At 65.8% G+C, this 16,915-nt stretch carries 15 protein-coding genes and 1 pseudogene; 5 read left to right on the forward strand and 11 right to left on the reverse strand.

The features are described from left to right. Positions 1-4: 4 nt before the first annotated feature. Both paaA and F7R26_RS41190 read right to left on the reverse strand, forming a co-directional pair. Positions 5-1,021, reverse strand: coding sequence for a 1,2-phenylacetyl-CoA epoxidase subunit PaaA (gene paaA / locus F7R26_RS32865; RefSeq protein ID WP_150992094.1), 1,017 nt, complete (start codon positions 1,019-1,021; stop codon positions 5-7). A 64-nt stretch (positions 1,022-1,085) separates the two neighbouring features. Continuing rightward, on the reverse strand, positions 1,086-1,526 hold the full coding sequence (locus tag F7R26_RS41190) for a hypothetical protein (protein ID WP_241754621.1): 441 nt from the start codon (positions 1,524-1,526) through the stop codon (positions 1,086-1,088). A gap of 13 nt (positions 1,527-1,539) precedes the next feature. Here F7R26_RS41190 and F7R26_RS32870 point away from each other — a divergent pair, with 13 nt between their 5' ends. Beyond that, positions 1,540-2,190, forward strand: a complete 651-nt coding sequence (locus F7R26_RS32870; RefSeq protein WP_241754622.1) for a hypothetical protein — start codon at positions 1,540-1,542, stop codon at positions 2,188-2,190. 143 nt (positions 2,191-2,333) lie between these two features. Here the strand turns inward: F7R26_RS32870 and F7R26_RS32875 are convergent, their stop codons facing one another. From F7R26_RS32875 to badH, 6 genes and pseudogenes are all read right to left on the reverse strand, one after another. Next, a complete protein-coding gene (locus tag F7R26_RS32875) occupies positions 2,334-2,648 on the reverse strand; it encodes an amino acid ABC transporter permease (protein ID WP_150992092.1) in 315 nt (104 codons plus the stop codon). Between the two features lie 181 nt (positions 2,649-2,829). Next, a pseudogene (locus tag F7R26_RS41195) lies at positions 2,830-3,021 on the reverse strand (enoyl-CoA hydratase-related protein); the annotation flags it as partial. 118 nt (positions 3,022-3,139) lie between these two features. Beyond that, a complete protein-coding gene (gene aliA / locus F7R26_RS32885; protein ID WP_150992090.1) occupies positions 3,140-4,792 on the reverse strand; it encodes a cyclohexanecarboxylate-CoA ligase in 1,653 nt (550 codons plus the stop codon). Between the two features lie 51 nt (positions 4,793-4,843). Continuing rightward, entirely contained in the window at positions 4,844-5,995 is a 1,152-nt protein-coding gene (aliB, locus tag F7R26_RS32890) for a cyclohexanecarboxyl-CoA dehydrogenase (protein WP_150992088.1), read from the reverse strand. Positions 5,996-6,112: 117 nt separating this feature from the next. Next, positions 6,113-6,895: a 2-ketocyclohexanecarboxyl-CoA hydrolase gene (gene badI, locus F7R26_RS32895; protein WP_043353513.1), complete on the reverse strand. Its 783-nt coding sequence runs from the start codon at positions 6,893-6,895 to the stop codon at positions 6,113-6,115. A gap of 68 nt (positions 6,896-6,963) precedes the next feature. Further along, positions 6,964-7,731, reverse strand: coding sequence for a 2-hydroxycyclohexanecarboxyl-CoA dehydrogenase (gene badH / locus F7R26_RS32900; protein ID WP_150992086.1), 768 nt, complete (start codon positions 7,729-7,731; stop codon positions 6,964-6,966). Positions 7,732-7,866: 135 nt separating this feature from the next. Here badH and F7R26_RS32905 point away from each other — a divergent pair, with 135 nt between their 5' ends. Beyond that, on the forward strand, positions 7,867-8,385 hold the full coding sequence (locus F7R26_RS32905; protein ID WP_170302004.1) for a MarR family winged helix-turn-helix transcriptional regulator: 519 nt from the start codon (positions 7,867-7,869) through the stop codon (positions 8,383-8,385). A gap of 64 nt (positions 8,386-8,449) precedes the next feature. Here the strand turns inward: F7R26_RS32905 and F7R26_RS32910 are convergent, their stop codons facing one another. Beyond that, positions 8,450-9,469 carry a Bug family tripartite tricarboxylate transporter substrate binding protein gene (locus tag F7R26_RS32910; RefSeq protein WP_241754623.1) on the reverse strand — a complete coding sequence of 340 codons (1,020 nt, stop codon included), beginning with the start codon at positions 9,467-9,469 and terminating at the stop codon, positions 8,450-8,452. Between the two features lie 254 nt (positions 9,470-9,723). Between F7R26_RS32910 and F7R26_RS32915 the strand changes: the two genes are divergently transcribed. Next, positions 9,724-10,065 carry a DUF190 domain-containing protein gene (locus tag F7R26_RS32915; RefSeq protein ID WP_150992082.1) on the forward strand — a complete coding sequence of 114 codons (342 nt, stop codon included), beginning with the start codon at positions 9,724-9,726 and terminating at the stop codon, positions 10,063-10,065. 51 nt (positions 10,066-10,116) lie between these two features. On the opposite strand, the gene F7R26_RS32920 is transcribed toward F7R26_RS32915, so the two are convergent. Together F7R26_RS32920 and F7R26_RS32925 are read right to left on the reverse strand one after the other, a co-directional pair. Beyond that, positions 10,117-11,610, reverse strand: coding sequence for an MDR family MFS transporter (locus F7R26_RS32920; RefSeq protein ID WP_150992080.1), 1,494 nt, complete (start codon positions 11,608-11,610; stop codon positions 10,117-10,119). 375 nt (positions 11,611-11,985) lie between these two features. Next, on the reverse strand, positions 11,986-14,049 hold the full coding sequence (locus F7R26_RS32925) for a methyl-accepting chemotaxis protein (RefSeq protein WP_193692199.1): 2,064 nt from the start codon (positions 14,047-14,049) through the stop codon (positions 11,986-11,988). Positions 14,050-15,005: 956 nt separating this feature from the next. Between F7R26_RS32925 and F7R26_RS32930 the strand changes: the two genes are divergently transcribed. Beyond that, a complete protein-coding gene (locus F7R26_RS32930) occupies positions 15,006-15,329 on the forward strand; it encodes an RNA chaperone Hfq (protein WP_150992999.1) in 324 nt (107 codons plus the stop codon). Positions 15,330-15,544: 215 nt separating this feature from the next. Further along, complete coding sequence (locus F7R26_RS32935) at positions 15,545-16,873, forward strand: FliC/FljB family flagellin (RefSeq protein WP_150992997.1); 1,329 nt, start codon at positions 15,545-15,547, stop codon at positions 16,871-16,873. Positions 16,874-16,915: the final 42 nt, after the last annotated feature.

Below are 16,915 nucleotides of genomic sequence, written 5' to 3' on the forward strand. Positions count from 1 at the left end.
CTGTTCAAGCAGCTTGTTTGCGGTCGCGGGCGGCCTGTCTATCGGCCTGCTTCTGGGCATGCGCCAGCGCGGCTTCGCGCACCCAGGCGCCATCGTTGTGCGCCTTCACCCGGGTGGCGAGGCGCTCCTTGTTGCAAGGCCCGTCGCCATTGACCACGCGCCAGAATTCTTCCCAGTCGATCGCGCCATAGTCGTGCGCGCCGCGCGCCTCGTTCCACTTCAGATCGGGATCGGGCAGCGTCACGCCGAGGATCTTGGCTTGCTCGACCGTTGCGTCGACAAACTTCTGGCGCAGATCGTCGTTGGAGATGCGCTTGATGCCCCACTTGAACGACTGGCCGCTATGGATGGAGTCCTTGTCGCTGGGACCAAACATCATCAGCACCGGCCACCACCAGCGGTTCACCGACTCCTGCACCATGTCCTTCTGGGCCTGCGTGCCCTTCATCATCGACAGCAGCGCATCGAAGCCCTGGCGCTGATGGAAGGACTCCTCCTTGCAGATGCGGATCATGGCGCGCGCGTATGGGCCGTAGGTGCAGCGGCACAGCGGGATCTGGTTCATGATCGCCGCGCCGTCCACCAGCCAGCCGATCACGCCCACGTCCGCCCAGGTGGGCGTGGGGTAATTGAAGATGCTCGAATACTTGGCCTTGCCGGCGTGCAAGGCATCGACCAGCTGGTCGCGCGACACACCCATCGTTTCGGCCGCGCTGTACAGGTACAGGCCATGGCCGCCCTCGTCCTGCACCTTGGCGAGCAGGATGGCCTTGCGCTTGAGGCTCGGCGCCCGGCAGATCCAGTTGCCCTCGGGCTGCATGCCGATGATCTCGGAATGCGCGTGCTGCGAGATCTGCCGGATCAAGGTCTTGCGGTAGGCGTCCGGCATCCAGTCCTGCGCCTCGATCTTGCCGTCAGCGTCCATGACCGCGTCGAAATGCGCCTGCTCCGGCGAGATGTCGGCTTGCACCGTTTCGAGCGGCTGGGCGTTGCCCGGGATATCCAGTGATTGGGTGTACATGGCGTTTTCCTGTGGACCGATGCCGCAGTATATTTATAAACCGACCGTCCGGTTGATTTATTATTTAGATCGATACTTTATTTCGATAGCAAAAACAGTAAGCGTTGAAGAACTTGCTGGAGGAGGGAAAAAGCGGCGTGACGAACGAGGCATATTTACTCCGGATAGCCTCTTCGTCGTGCAGCGTTGGGCAGGCCCGGCAGACGGCCGGCTCCCCTGGGTTGCGCACCCAGGCAGTAAAATGGAAATTTGCCCCCCGGGGAAAGAAAGTGTGCGTTAAGCGCGAGCTTGCTGCGATTGGCATCGCCGCTGCACTGTCTGCCACCCAGGTGGCGGCGTGGGCCGCGAGCGACGCGCCAATTCCGTCCGAATCATCGGCATCATCCCCATTGCCCGAAAGACCGCTGCCGGCCGCGGCGCCACCATCGGCGGGCAAGGCAAACTGCTGGGAAACGCTCTGGTCTCGTCCGAATGCGAAGGTGCGGATGGAGGCGGACGGCGCCATGCCGATGTCAATAATGACGGTCCAGGAGCTACTGGAAAGCACGCCGGCGCGATGCCAGGCGATCATCAATATTCACTCGAAGAGCGCGCTGGCAGCGCTGATGGGGCCGCCGGTCATTGCGGATCAGCGCGACCTGGTCAGCATCTCGCCGCTCGCTGCGCCATCGGCGGTTCGCGTCGAGATCCATTCGGAAATCAACGCGAGAGCACGCTATGCCCGGCTCTATGGCACATCGACAAGCGTCGGCGAAGGCGTGGTCAACTATGCGGGAGCAGATCTGCGCGAGGGCGCGATACTTGGCGGCGAGACGGTCAACTCGAGCGTGACGCTCAAGATCTATGCGCGCGGAACGGATGAGGAGGTGGGCGAGCTGCGCGCGGCGCACGCCACGATCACCATCAGCTCGCGCCACGTTGGACGGCGCCGCATGATTGATACCGCGCTGGGCCGCAAGGATTGCATACCGATCACTTACGAAAAACACGCCTCGCTTGGGCCGACGCAGCTCGTCGATACGCTGATCATGACGACGCCTTCGGTCATGCAGATCACGGATTGGTATTGCCCAAGCGAGCGCTTCGTGCTCCGCACGGAAGTGCGGGAGCAGGGCAAGGTCCAGCGCATCGATACGACGGCAATCATGCCTGTCGGCGATACACCCTGAATTCCGCTCGGGGACCAGGCAGGCAAACCAGGCAGCATGGCCCGCGGCGCCGGCCGCGAGCCAACCCGGTTCGTCGAAAAAAACCCGCCGGTTTGGCGGGCATTTCCAGGCATACGGCAACAGCTAATGCGCGGAAAAACGGCTCAGGCCCCGGCAGTTGTCGCCGGCACAGCCTTCTTGGTTTGCTTCTTATGCGACTTCTTCGCCTTCGAATCCGTCAGGTTGGCACGCGAGCTCTTGTTGGCGCCCTGGGTATAGGGGTCAAACTTGTCGCCGGCCTTGGCCCCGTCGGTATAGGGGTCGGCCTTGCCAGCCTTGGCGCCATCGGTGTACGGGTCTGCTTTGCCAGCCTTGGCGCCCTGGGTGTAGGGATCAACCTTGCCATTGCCTTGCGCCTGAGCGGCGATGGATGCTGCGCCAAGGCACAGCGCGAAAGCGGTAGCGACAATCTTCTTCATGACATTTCCTTGGAAGGCCACCGTCCGGGCAGCCGTGGACACGCGAACATTGAGCTAGCCTGACCGACCAGCTCTCCACTAAACGGTTTGTATTAAGCGTCCGTTGACTTGTCATTCAAACTTCTTTTCCCGGAAACTGGAGCCCTTGCGGAATGGACGTGCCCCCCCCCCTTTTTTTCAGCATCGCTTCATCCATCAACCGCCCCGCGGCCACCACCCGCGATACCAGCCCGCTGCGCTCCGCTTCAGCCGCATCCATGTTGCGCGCCGTCATGCACATGTCCATGGCTTTCGCCTTGGAGATGGCGCGCGGCAGGCGCTGCGTGCCGCCCGCGCCGGGGATGACCGCAAGCTTCAGTTCCGCCAGGCCGAACGCATCCATCAGCGCATCGCTAAGCGCGTACATCTGCCGGGGACGATTGAGGCGGATTACGGCGACGCGGCCGATCATCTCCAGCAGGACCAGGTTCTCGTCGCTCGCAGGCGTGGCTTCATGCGCGGTCACTGGATGCGCCCTCCCCTTGCCCGCTCTGGCGAAGTTGCTCGCGCAGCCTGAATTTCTGGATCTTGCCCGCTGGCGTTGAAGGCAGCGCACCTTGCACAACCAACCGCTCGGGGATGTACTGCGTGGCCATCTTCTGCGCCTTGAGGAAGTCCACCATCGCCGCCATGTCGAATGGCTGGCCGTCGTGGGTCACGACGAAGGCGCAGGCGCGCTCGCCGAGGCGCTCGTCGGGATAGGCGACGATGGCCACCTGCGCGATGGCCGGGTGGCGGTACAGCAGGGTTTCGATTTCGACCACGGGGATGTTCTCGCCGCCGCGGATGATGACGTCCTTGCTGCGGCCGTCGATGCGGATGTAGCCGCGCGCATCGATGCGGGCCAGGTCGCCGGTATCGAACCAGCCGTCCGCATTGGTATCGTTCAGGTGCGCACGGCGCAGGTAGCCGCCGAAATTGGAGCAGGAGCGCACCAGCAGGCGGCCGCTGGCGCCCACTGGCAGCGCCGCGCCCGCTACGTCGACCACGCGCACTTCCACGCCTGGCAACGGGCATCCGTCGGTGCTGGAGGCGCGCTCATCGTCATCCTCGAGCAGCGTGGTGGTCACCGCGCCCATTTCCGACATGCCCCAGGCGGAGATCACCTTGGCGCCCAGCGCGCCGCGCGCCAGCTCCACCAGTGCGCCGGGGATAGGGGCGCCGGCGCACAGGAAGGCGCGCAGCGTGGGCACGGCGCAGCCAGTCTCGGTGACCGTGCGGGCCAGGTCGGTGAGGAACGGCGTGGAGGCCATGGTGAAGGTAACGCCTTCCTGCCGGATCAGCGCTACGGCCTTGCGCGGCTCCCAGACGTCCTGCAGCACTACGCTCGCGCCCAGCATGACCGGCATCATCAGGCCGTACATGAAGCCGGTCTGGTGCGCCATGGGCGAGGCCATCAGGATCACGTCGTCCGCACCCAGGCGCAGGCGTTCGGCGTACGTGACGATATTGGCCATGAGCGTATTGGACGAATGCAGCACCCCCTTCGGCTCGCCGGTGGTGCCGGAGGTGTAGATGAGCTGGGTGATGTCGTCCGGGCCGGGGCGATGGCCAGCCGCCAGGTCCGGCGCGCCGGCGCCGGCCAGCAAGGTCTCGAACGAATCGGGCCCGGCGCCGCCGATCACGGCCACGTGCCTCAGGTCAGGCAGCGCCTGGCGCAAGCCATCGAACATGGCTTCGTAGTCAAACCCGCGAAAGCGCTTTGGAATCACCACGACCTTGCTGCACGCGTGCCGGAGCATGAACGACAACTCGCGCTCGCGCAGGATCGGCATCAGCGGATTGAGCACCGCGCCAAGGCGCGCGCAGGCAAGGTAGAGCGCGGTGAACTGCCACCAGTTGGGCAACTGGCAGGACACGACATCGTTGGCGCCAACGCCCAGGCTGGCGAGGCCCGCCGCGATGCGCCCGGCCTGCCCGGCCAGTTCCCGGTACGTCAGTTGCGTGGTTTCGCCGCTCTCCACCTGCAATGCGCTCAGCGCCACCTTGTCGGGGCAGGTGGCCAGGCAGTCGTCCAGCGCATCGTTGATGGTGCGCTCTGGCCAGAGGCCTTGCGCGACGCTGGACGCGCGGCGCGGGGGCAGCAGGATGGCGTCGAATTCCATGGCGTGTCTCCTCGTTGTTGTCGTTTTGCTCAGGCCTGCTCGCTCGCGATATCAGGCTGGTACCGCTTCCCGGCCCGCGCGGGTACGGGCGATGATGGTCTTCATGATCTGGGCCGTGCCGTCGCCGATCTGGAAGCCGAGCACATCACGCAGGCGCTGCTCCATCGGGCCGCGGTCGTAGCCGCCGTGGCCAAACGACAGCAGGCACTGGTGCACCACGTCGTAGGCCAGCTTGGGCGCCCACCACTTGCACATCGCGGCTTCGGCCGTGTGCGGCAGGTTGTGGTCTTTCAGCCAGAGCGTCTGCAGGCACAGCAGGCGCGCGGCAGTGACCTGCGTCTCGAAATCGGCCAACGGATGGGACACGCCCTGGAAGGCGGCCAGCGGCTTGCCGAAGGCCTGGCGCTCGGCCACGTATTCCCAGGTTTCTTCCAGGCTCGCCCTGGCCACCGCCAGTACCTGCAGGCCGATCAGCGCGCGAGAGAAATCGAAGCCCTGCATCACCTGCACAAAGCCCTCGCCTTCCTTGCCAAGCAGATGGCTGACGGGCACGCGCACGTTCTCGAAGAAGATCGAGCCGCGCCCGATGGCCCGCTGGCCGTGGCAGTCGAAGCGGTTGGTGGTGATGCCGGGCAGGTCCATCGGCACCAGCAGCGCAGACACGCCGCGCGCGCCCGCCTCGACGGAGCCGCTGCGCGCGAACACTACCGCGGCGTCGGCCTGGTCGGCGGCGGAGATGGAGGTCTTCTCGCCGTTGAGCACGTAGTGGTCGCCGGCGCGCTCCATGCGCAGGCGCAGGTTGGCCGCGTCCGAGCCGCCGCGCGGCTCGGTCAGCGCGATGGCGAACAGCGCTTCGCCTTGCGTCAGGCGCTGTAGCCACGGCCGCGCGATCTCCGGGGCAGCGTGATGCGCCAGGATCTGCCCGTTCAGCGAGGCCAGCAGGTTGATGTAGGAAAGGCTCAGGTCCGCGCGCGCCACTTCTTCGTGGATCATGCCGGCGGCCAGGCAGCCCAGGCCCTGGCCGCCGTATTGCTCGGGCAGCTCGGGGGCGATAAAGCCCATCTGGCCCATTTCGCGCATCAGCGCGCGGTCAAGCTCGCGGGTGCGGTCGCGCGCCAGGAAGCCGGGCGCGATACGTTCGGTGGCGAAGCGGCGGGCATGGTCGCCGAGCGCGGCCAGGTCTTCGTCGAGATAGGGGTTCATGGCGTCTCCGGGAGGTCTTGCCGCACGGCGGGCTGATGCGATGCACCGTGCGTCCGCGTTGCTTGCGAGCGCAATGGCGGCTATGGCGGCTATGGCGGCTATGGCGGCTATGGCAGCCTACTTGGCGTACTTGCGGAAATCGGGCTTGCGCTTTTCCTGGAAGGCGGTGACGCCCTCGCGCGATTCCTCGGTGTCGTAATAGAGCTTGAGCGCGTACATGCCCATGCCGGCGATGCCGCTCTGGTGGGCCGTGTCCATGTTGAACGAGCGCTTGGCGATGGCCAGCGCGGTGGGGCTCTTCTCCATGATCTCGTCGCACCACTTCTGGACTTCGGCGTCGAGCTGTTCATGGGGGACGACAGCGTTGACCAGGCCCATGGCGAGGGCTTCGGCAGCCGGATAGCGGCGGCACATATACCAGATCTCGCGCGCTTTTTTCTCGCCCACCACGCGAGCCAGGAAGGCGGTGCCGTAGCCGGGATCGACCGAGCCGACCTTGGGGCCGACCTGCCCGAACACGGCCTTCTCGGACGCGATGGTGAAGTCGCAGATCGTGCAGATGACATTGCCGCCGCCAATGGCGTAGCCCTGCACGCGGGCGATGACAGGCTTGGGCACGTCGCGGATGGCGTTGTGGAGCTCTTCCATCGGCAGGCCGATCGTGCCGCGGCCGTCGTACTGCCCTTCATGCGCGGACTGGTCGCCGCCGGTGCAGAAGGCTTTTTCGCCGGCGCCGGCGAGCACGATGGCGCCGATCTCCCGGTCATAGCCGGCGCGGTTGATGGCGTGGATCAGTTCGTCGCAGGTGCGCCCGCGGAAGGCGTTCATCTTCTCGGGGCGGTTGATGGTGATCCAGGCCGCGCCGTTGCGCACGTCGTAGAGAATGTCTTCGTAGTTCATGGTCGTTGTCTCCGTTGCATTTGTTGTCTTCATTGCCTTGGCAGCCGCTGCAGCCGCTGCAGCCGGGTTCAGCCGTTCATGGTCAGCCCGCCCGACACGCTCAGCACCTGGCCGGTGACGAAGGCCGCATCGTCGCTGGCAAAGAACACGATGGCGCCGGGCAAGTCCTCCGGCTGGCCGATGCGGCCCAGCGGGATCGAGCGGGTGAAGGCCTCGATCAGCTTTTCCGGGTTGCCGGCGCCTTGCTTGTAATCCTCGAACAGCGCGGTATCGGTTGGGCCGGGGCACACCACGTTGACGGTGATGCCGTGGCGGGCGTGCTCGCGCGCGATGGTCTTGGAGAACGACACCAGGCCGCCCTTGCAAGCGGCGTAGACCGCCTCGCCGGAGGAACCCACCCGTGCGGCGTCAGAGGCGATATTGACGATGCGCCCGCGCTTGCGCTCCACCATGCCGGGCAGCACCGCGTGGTGCATGTGCAGCGCGCCGGTGAGGTTGATGGCGATCAGGCGGTCCCATTGCGCCGGCTCGGTCTTGGTGAAGGGCTTGAACACGTCCCAGCCGGCGTTGTTGACCAGCACGTCGATGGGGCCAAGCTGGCTGGCGGTGGCCGCCACGGCGGCGTCGACGCTGGCGCGGTCCGTGATGTCGCACTGGAATGCTTCGGCGCGGCCGCCGGTTTCGCGGATGCTGGCGGCGACCTGCTGCGCGGCCGCCAGGTTCAGGTCGAGCACGGCCACGGCGGCGCCCTCCCGCGCAAAGCGCCGGCAGGTTGCCCCGCCGATGCCACCGCCACCACCGGTCACGATGACCGTCTTGCCTTCGAGTCTTTGCACAGTGTTCTCCTTCGTGGTCCAGGGTGCTATCGTGCGGCTGATAGGTCGCGCGCCAGCGTTTAAATACGTAAATATATTGACGTATACTAGGCGGACAGCTGGACCGATGCAAGTACGGCTACTCAGGAATTTATGATGGTTAACCCCGATTTTGATGATGATCTTGCCCCGGCCGCGCGCATGGAAATGGCAAACAGGTTGTTCTTTCGCCTATACCAATGCGCAAATATGTTGCATAAAACGGGGTCAAGGGCGGTCGAGGCCGAAGGCCTGACGACGCAGCAGTGGGCCGTGCTGGGCGCGCTGTCGCGGCCACAGGCGGCCGACGGCATGAGCGTGGGCGACCTGGCGCGCTACCTGATGGTGAGCCGGCAGAACCTGTCGGGCCTGATCAGCCGCATGGAGCGCGACGGCCACCTGAGCATGGCGCCCGACGGACGCGACCGGCGCTCGCGGCTGGTCACCATGACGCAGACCGGGCGTCACGTGTGGTTGCGCCTGGCGCAGCCCAAGATCCGGGATTACTACGAGCGGGCGCTGACCGATTTTTCAACCAGCGACATCACCCACACGCTGCACTACCTGCTCAAGCTGCTGGAAAACATGAAGGGGCTGGATGCCGAAGGCGCCGCGCCGGAGGATGGGCGGGAGTGACGCGTCGGGCGTGAAGGGGGGGGATGACGCAAGCCGGCGGCCATCGCCGGCTTGCGTTATTGCGTTATTCAGCCTTGATGCCGCGCGCGCGGATCAGCTCGGCCCAGCTCGCGCTTTCCTGACGGATACGCACGGCAAGCGCATCGGGCGTGCTGGCAACCGGCTCCATGCCCTGGCGCGCGAGTTCCTCACGCACCGCCTTGCCGCCGAAGACTTCGCGCACGTCGGCATAAAGCGCCTGCACCACCGGCGCCGGCGTGGCGCGCGGCACCATCAGCGCGTACCACGAGCTGACCTCGATGCCGCGCACGCCCTGCTCAGCCAGCGACGGAATCGCGGGCGCCGCGGGCGAGCGCGTGGCCTGGGTCACGGCCAGCGCGCGCAAGGCGCCGGAGCGGATAAACGGCGCCAGCGTGGGCAGCGTGCCGAACAGGATCGGCACCTGCCCGCCCACCACATCGTTGAGCGCCTGCGTGGTGCCCTTGTAGGGCACGTGCAGCAGCGCGATGCCGGTCTGCTGGCGGAACAGCTCGCCTGCCAGGTGCAGGCCGCTGCCCACGCCTGGGCTGGCATAGCCAAGCGGCGGCCTGGCGCGCTGGGCCAGCGCCACCAACTCCTGCACGGAACTGGCGCGCACGGAAGGGTGCACCGCCAGGACATTGGGTGAGCTTGCCAGTAGCGACACGGGAAGGAAGTCGCGCTCGACCTGATAAGACAGTGCCGGGAACAGCGTGGGGTTGATGGTCAGGTTGCCGGCCGGCGCCACCAGCAAGGTGCAGCCATCGCCCGGCGCTCGGCGCACCGCATCGATGCCGATATTGCCATTGGCCCCGGGCTTGTTGTCCACCACCACGGTCATGCCGCGGCGCTGGTGCAAACCCTGCGCGAGCGTGCGCGCGAGCAGGTCGGCCGGGCCGGCTGCCGGGAACGGCACGACAATGCGCAGTGCGCTGCAGGCAGAGGCGGGTTGCGCGGCGCGCACCGCTGGTGCAGCGCCAATCCACAGGCAGGAGATCGCGAGGCAGGCTGCGGCGGGCCGGCGCAGTGCGCGCCTGCGGTTGGTTTCGGACTTCGGATGTCGCACTGTGGGCCTGCTAAGGGTTGGCGTAATAAGAGTGACTCTTTGGTTTTTGTTTTATATATAAAACCATGAATCGCTATTGAGACAAATGGAAATATAGCCCGCCCTTTCCCGCAGCGGGGCTAGGGTAATCCCTTGTTTTTTGGGGAAGCAGGTTTCGCGCCTAAACTAAAGACGGCACCCCACCAGGCGCACGCCGTCCATGCCACGTCCGCGGCACGCGAACACCGCCGCAAGGGGACAAAAGGGGGGCTGCCGTGCAAGGCTTCCAACTCACGCTGTTCACCATCGAAAACCGCCGCCACCACGGCAAGCAGCTATCCCACTGGCTACTGCAGATCCTGCGCGAACTGCAGATCCGTGGCGCCACGCATATGGTGGCGGCCGAAGGCATCGGCCATGACCGCCGCTTTCACACCTGGCACTTCCTGGAGCTGGCCGACCGGCCAGAGGAGATCACCGTGATTGCCACGGAGGAGGAAGTGCAGCGGCTGTTCGACCGCCTCGCCCTGGAAGACGTCCAGGTGTTCTACGCCAAGACGCCGGTGGAGTTCGGCTTCCTGGGGAAAAGCAGCGCGCCAGAGGCGCAGAGCCCCTGACCTGGCCGGGTAGCGCGGCCTCACCCGGCCTCAACCTGTCTGTGTGCGCCGTCAATCCATGCTGGCTGCCGCGCTGGTGCTGGTGCTGCCACGCAAGGCGGCCTCCGGCAAACGCGCCACCAGGAAGGGCGCCACCAGCGACACGGCGGCGCTGAGCAGGAACAAAGTGCGGAACGCCACCTCGGCCGCCGCGCGCACCGCGCCGGCATCGGCCGAAGTGCCCGCATCGCCCCCCACCATGGCGCGATGGAACATGCTCATCAGGATGTCCTCGCCGCCGGCCAGGTCCGCTATACCCATGCCGCCATGGCGCAACAGTGCGATCAGCACGGTGGTCAGCACCGCCACGCCAACCGCGCCGCCAAGCATGCGCGAGAAGGCGGTCAGCGCCGTGGCCACGCCCACCTGGTGGGCAGGCACCGCGTTCTGGGTAGCCACCAGGCCGCTTGGCAGCTGCAGCCCGATGGCCAGGCCGAGCATCACCATCACCAGCGCGGTCAGCAGGACCGCGTGCGGATCCACGAACGCCAGCGCGACAATCGCCAGCGGCGCAACCAGCGAGCCCGCCAGCTGCAGCGGCTTGTAGCGCCCGCTCCACGTCATCAGCCGGCCCGAGATAAAGGCGCCAAACGGGATGGACAGCGTCAGCGGCACCAGCCGCAGCGCGGCGCTGTCGGCCTGCACGCCGCCCACTACCTGGAAGCGCAGCGGCAGCAGCACGGACATGGCGATCAGCTGGAAAAAACACAGGAACAGCGTGATGCAGCAGATCGTGACCGTCGGCACGCGCAGCATGTCCAGCGGGATCATCGGGTCCGCCACCCGGCGCTCTTGCCACACGAACAGCACCATGGCGACCATCCCGGCCACCAGCAGGCCGAGCGTCTGCGGCGTTGCGGCAGACTGGCCCTGCCCTAGCCGGGTCAGGAACACCAGCACGCCGGTCAGGCCACCACCGAACAGCAGCGCGCCGACGTAGTCGATGCGATGGCGGCGCCCGCCCGCTGGCAGGTGCTTGAGCGCACGGCGGACCACCAGCAGCGCGAGCAGCGCCAGCGGCAGGTTGATCCAGAAAATCCAGCGCCACGACAGGTAATGCGCCAGGTAGCCGCCGATCACCGGGCCCGCCATGCTGGCCACGGCCCAGACGCCGCTCACATACCCCTGGTAGCGGCCGCGGTCGCGCAGCGGCACCACATCGGCAATGGTGGCCTGCGACACCGAGATCAGGCCACCGCCGCCCAGCCCTTGCAGGACGCGCGCGATGATCAGTTGCGGCATGGTCTGCGCCAGCGCGCATGCGATCGATGCCAGGAAGAACAACACGATGGCAAACGACAGGACCGAGCGCCGCCCGAGCAGATCCGAGAGCTTGCCGTAGATCGGCGTCACCACCGTGGAGGCCACCAGATAGGCCGAGACCACCCAGGCCATCTCCTCGAAACCGTTAAGCTGCAGCGCGATCTCCGGCAACACCACGGCCACGATCGATTGCTCCAGCGCCCCCAGCAGGATGGCCAGCATCAGCCCGAAAATGATCTGCATCACCGGTACCGGCGGAACCGGCGAGGGGACGGATGCCGTGTTGCGAGGGTTGCCGCCAGCGTCCGCGGCCTCGGAGGACGCGGAAGTGGCCGAGGCGATCGCGGTCGCGGGTGACCGGGCGGATGAAGGCGGAGCTGAAGCCGCCAGGAGGGGCGGCATGGAGACGGCGGTCATGGGCGCTGGGGAGAGAGAACGCTTGCGGCGAGGGACATGGAGTGCGGTGCCGCCGTGAACGGCCGGCATCGCTCCTGTCTGTTTTTGTATACAAGGGCGCTATTGTAGGCCTAAGCCTTGCGCCTTGCAGCCGCCCCGGCGCCTTGCCGGGCTCCCGACCTGAACGCCGCCAAGGCGACATTCAAGGCGATGTGGCCGGACTCAGAACGATTCCCAGTCTCCGGCAGCCACGGCCGGGTTGCCGGCAACCGAGGTGCGCGCTGTGCGGCGCGGCGCCGGTGCGGCCACGGCAGCAGGCTTGGCCTGGCGGGCGGCGGGCAGCGTCTTGGAAGACAGCACCGGTTCGCGGCCCTGGCGCACCACCGGTGCGCGGGTCTTGCTGGGCAACACCGGCTCGCGGGGAGTGCGGGCCGCGCCAGCACGTGGCGCCACGGCGGCTGGCCGGGCCGCCGGCCTGGTGGCGGCTGCTGGTGCTACTCGTGCTGCCGGCGCTGCCGGTGCCGCTTGAACCACCTGCACTGCCTGGGCAGCACGAGCGACTGGAGCCACGGGCTTGGCCGGGGTCGGGCGAGCCGCCCCCGGGCGGGCCGGCGGGTGGCTCTTGCCACCAGCGGCCGTGTGCGCCGCCGGGCGCCGCCCGGCGGCGGCCGGCGCCACACGTGCTGGAGCTACCACCGGTGCCGGCGCCCGCGCAACTTGCGTTTGCGCCGGCGTCACCTGGAACCTGGATACATCGTCGACCAGCCCGGCGGCCTGCTGCTGCAGGCTCTCGGCGGCGGCGGCGGCTTGCTCCACCAGCGCGGCGTTCTGCTGCGTCACGCTTTCCATCTGATTGATGGCGCGGTTGACCTGCTCGATGCCGCAGGATTGCTCCTCGCTGGCCGCGGCGATCTCGCCCATGATGTCGGTCACGCGCTTCACCGCCCCGACGATATCGTCCATGGTGCGGCCGGCGTCCTCGACCTGCTTGGCGCCATGGGCCACCTGCCCCACCGAGCCATTGATCAGCTGGCCGATCTCCTTGGCCGCCGACGACGACCGCTGTGCCAGGCTGCGCACCTCCGCGGCCACCACGCCAAAGCCACGTCCTTGCTCACCGGCGCGAGCGGCTTCCACGGCCGCGTTGAGCGCCAGGATATTGGTCTGGAAGGCAATCCCTTCGATCACGCCGACGATTTCGGCGACCTTGGCCGACGATCGCGAAATATGCTGCATGGTCTCGACCACGCCGCGCACAGCGTGCCCGCCCGCCGTCGCCACGCCGGAAGCGCTGACCGCCAGTTCGTTGGCATGGCGCGCATTGGCCGCGTTCTGCTTGACCGTCGAGGTGAGCTGTTCCATGGAGGCCGCGGTCTGCTCCAGGGATGCCGCCTGCTCTTCCGTGCGCTGGGACAGGTCGGTATTGCCCCTGGCGATTTCCCGGGTCGCGCCATCGATCGAGCGCGTCGCGCCCTGGATGCCGTGCACCAGTGTTGCCAACTGCCCAAAAGCGCGCTCCAGCGCGCTCAGCATGCGGCCCATCTCGTCATCGCTGCTGGCCTGGATGACATAAGTCAGGTTGCCATGAGCAAGCGCTTGTGCCGCGTCCAGCGCTTGCCGCGCCGGGCGCGTGATCGAGCGCGTGATGCCAATGCCGAGGACGGCGGCCAGCGTGACCGCGGCGGCAGCCAGGCCCAGCAGCAGGTTGCGCGCCATCTCATAGCTGGCGTTGGCCTCTTGCACGGCGGCGGCGGCTACCTTGCGGCCCCCGTCGGACAATTCGCTCAGCTTGTCGAAGTAAGGCGCCTGGGCTGCCGGCAGGGTCGCGACCAGCGCGCTGCGCGCGCTGTCGAACTCGCCGCCCTGCAACTGGCGCAGCACCGTGTCGAGCTGGGTGTCGTAGGCATTGCGTGCCTCGACCAGGGCACGATAGGTTTCCTGGATCTCAGGCCTGGCGGACGTGGAAAGCCATTTCCCGAGTTCATCCAGCGTGCCGCGCATGTCCTGGCGCAGCGCGCCGATGCGCTCGGCGTTGCGCCGCACGGCAACCGGATCCTCGTTCAGCGTGGCATCGCGCACCAGGATGCCGGTGCGTAGCGCATCTTGCTTGACACGCTCGATCTCCAGCACCTTGAACAGGCGCCCTTCCACCGTCAGGCGCATTGATTCGTTCATGGTGCGCAGGGACAGCATGCCCAGCACGGCCACGGCAATCAGCAGCAGCGCCACGAGCGAAAACGCTACCGTCAGGCGCACCCCAATGCCAAAGTTTCGCAACCAACGCATCTTCCCGGCTCCTTTTATTCTCATCGCGCGCGCTTCATCCTCGCCCCGGACAGATTTCCGGAGCGACGCCGCATCGCGGGCTTAACGGCAGGGACAGGAGCAAGCTTGAGGGCTAAACGGCGACTTCCGAAAAGAAGCGCAAAAATGGGGATTTGAAAGGAAATATAGAGGGGAAAAGCCCGGCAATTCGAGCGATTGCCCAGCGGCAACCTGTCGTCTAATGTCACCCATGCACTTCGAAGTGCTGCCACCGGCGCTTGTCGCCAAGGGCGCACAACAAACAAAGTGGGCGCACAAAAAAAGAAGCCCACGCGCGGGGTGCTCGTAGGCTTTCCAGGACTGCTTTAGAGCCGAAAGGCCCTGACGCGAATATAAACCTGCTTACATGAGGTGTAAATCCAATTTCTATCAGGGATATCTCTGATAGCGAAAGTGCCGAAAATGCCACTCGTGTGGCGAATACCCGGCATGGAATACGTCACAGTAACAGGCCAGGGCCACCTCGTCGCCCGCAAATCCATGCCAGACAGGGAATGCGGGCGCGGGGTGGCGTTGGGACTTGCCACACTGGCACCAGTCAATTCATGGGTTTGCAGTGTGATGCAATAGTTTTATTAGAGGAAAACCTCTACGCGAGACGCGCCCCCCAACCGTCAAGATTTGTAAAATTTTGTTACTCTCGCCCCTGAAGTATTCCCCTTCTCTTCTGGCGGCGTCGCCCGCCACAGCTTGCGGAGCAGCATCGGATCCACCGCCTGGACACAAACCAGGGCCGGTCCCGGCCCATGCCGCCTCGCCGTCCCGCGCCAGCACCGAGAGCGGATGTTTCATCCCCCGCCCAGCCCAGGCCGTGCCACAACCGGTACCCAGCCGTGCTGTCACACCCCATTTGCCCAGGCCCAGTTATTGGACCGTTGCCAGCCGCCAGAACCCGAGCGGGCTCTTCCGGAGAAGTTGTGAACAAGAAGGTAACCAGGATCGATCGCCCGAGCCGGAAACTGCAGCACCTGCAGCTCTCCACCCACAGCGCAAGTCGCAATCCTGTCGTCGTGCATTTATCGAACGGCGTTCGGCTGCACGGCGTGATCATGGCGACGGACAACTATATGGTGTTGCTGGCAGAGTCTGCGCAGGACCCGCTTCCGCAGATCGTCTACAAGCACTCCATCGCCGTGATCACGCCGGCTCACGCCCCCGAGGCCACGGCCTGCGTGCCCGGGGCGGAGACCTCGCCGGAATTTGTCAGTTTATATACACCGCGTACCCGCAAGCGCCGCTAGGCGTTGCCGGGGTCACGCAGCTAGCCCTGCCGGGCTTGTTTCGCGCCAAATCCATCACTCAGTTTCAGGCCATCGCAAAGATCACTCTAAATCTTTTCCTGCCCCAACCGATAACCCAAACAACGGTGGCACTTCTCGCCCAGCATTGCCTGGCAGCCAGCGTTGCGGCAGCAGCCGGATTGCACAATCTACTGTAAAAGAATAGGAGTCGTACCATGTCGATGACCATCAATACCAATACGCTGTCCTTGATGACGCAAAACAACCTGAGCTCGTCGCAGGCATCGCTGAACACCGCGATCCAGCGCCTGTCCTCGGGCCTGCGTATCAATAGCGCCAAGGACGACGCCGCCGGCCAGGCGATCGCCAACCGCTTCACCGCCAACATCAACGGCCTGACGCAAGCACAGCGCAACGCCAACGACGGCATCTCGCTGGCGCAGACCACTGAAGGCGCGCTGAACGAAGTCAACAACAACCTGCAAGCTATCCGTACCCTGTCCGTCCAAGCCGCAACGGGCAGCAACTCGGCAAGCGACCTGCAATCGATCCAGGACGAAATCACGCAACGTCTGGCTGAAATCGACCGCACTTCGCAACAAACCGACTTCAACGGCGTCAAGGTCCTGTCGTCCACCGCTGCACCCCTGAGCGTACAAGTTGGCGCGCAAGACGGCCAGACCATCTCGATCGCCCTGCAGGAAATCAGCTCGAAGACCCTGGGCATGACCGGCTTCACGGTGGCCAAGAACTCGCTGAGCACCAGCGCCGCCATCACCACCGTTGCTGCCGCCACCGGCTCCGCACCGGTTTCCGTCAACCTGGCCTCGGCTGCCACCGCACTGTCCGCCGTCGTCGGCTCGACCGTCAGCGCCAGCTCGCTGACGCTGAACAACGTGCTGGACACCGCCGGCAACGCCACCAGCAACTACGTGGTCAAGTACGGCAACGACAACTACGCTGCCTCGGTCGACGCTGCCACCGGCGACGTCACCCTGAACAAGGTCAACCTGACGGTCGGCGATGCCGCTAACGGCAACACCGGCAACACCGTCGCTGGCCAGCTGGTCAAGGTCGGCGCTGACACCAGCGGCGCTGCTGTCGCCTACGTCACCCAAGGTGGCAACAACTACGCGCTGTCTGCAGGTACGCAAGCTGGCGCCCAGGCCAACGGCGGCTCCACGACCACGGCAGTCACCGATGCAACCGCGATCCAGCTGAGCACCAGCGGCACCACCACCGCCAGCGCCCAGTTCACCGGCTCCGGCAGCACCAACCCGCTGGCCACGATCGACAAGGCGCTGGCCATGGTCGACAAGCTGCGCAGCTCGCTGGGTGCAGTGCAGAACCGTTTCGACTCGGCTATCTCGAACCTGGGCTCGGCTGTGACGAACCTGTCGGCTTCGCGCTCGCGCATCCAGGACGCTGACTACGCGACCGAAGTGTCGGCCATGTCGCGTGCCCAGATCCTGCAACAAGCTGGTACCTCTGTGCTGGCCCAGGCCAACCAGTCGAACCAAGGCGTGCTGTCGCTGCTGCGTTAATCCCGCAACAGACGGCGGTCTCCTAGCAGGACGGGCCCGACC

Origin of the sequence: Cupriavidus basilensis, assembly GCF_008801925.2 — a bacterium.
In the GTDB taxonomy this organism is placed as follows: domain Bacteria; phylum Pseudomonadota; class Gammaproteobacteria; order Burkholderiales; family Burkholderiaceae; genus Cupriavidus; species Cupriavidus basilensis.

Bases quoted from the DNA above. Each gene is read 5' to 3' on its own strand.
- F7R26_RS32905 (WP_170302004.1), top strand. From the start codon at position 7,867: ATGGTTAACCCCGATTTTGATGATGATCTTGCCCCGGCCGCGCGCATG.
- aliB (WP_150992088.1), bottom strand. From the start codon at position 5,995: ATGAACCCCTATCTCGACGAAGACCTGGCCGCGCTCGGCGACCATGCC.
- aliA (WP_150992090.1), bottom strand. From the start codon at position 4,792: ATGGAATTCGACGCCATCCTGCTGCCCCCGCGCCGCGCGTCCAGCGTC.
- F7R26_RS41190 (WP_241754621.1), bottom strand. From the start codon at position 1,526: ATGGCGCCGTCCGCCTCCATCCGCACCTTCGCATTCGGACGAGACCAG.
- F7R26_RS32920 (WP_150992080.1), bottom strand. From the start codon at position 11,610: ATGCAGATCATTTTCGGGCTGATGCTGGCCATCCTGCTGGGGGCGCTG.
- F7R26_RS32935 (WP_150992997.1), top strand. From the start codon at position 15,545: ATGTCGATGACCATCAATACCAATACGCTGTCCTTGATGACGCAAAAC.
- F7R26_RS32925 (WP_193692199.1), bottom strand. From the start codon at position 14,049: ATGCGTTGGTTGCGAAACTTTGGCATTGGGGTGCGCCTGACGGTAGCG.
- paaA (WP_150992094.1), bottom strand. From the start codon at position 1,021: ATGTACACCCAATCACTGGATATCCCGGGCAACGCCCAGCCGCTCGAA.
- F7R26_RS32875 (WP_150992092.1), bottom strand. From the start codon at position 2,648: ATGAAGAAGATTGTCGCTACCGCTTTCGCGCTGTGCCTTGGCGCAGCA.
- badI (WP_043353513.1), bottom strand. From the start codon at position 6,895: ATGAACTACGAAGACATTCTCTACGACGTGCGCAACGGCGCGGCCTGG.
- F7R26_RS32870 (WP_241754622.1), top strand. From the start codon at position 1,540: ATGACGGTCCAGGAGCTACTGGAAAGCACGCCGGCGCGATGCCAGGCG.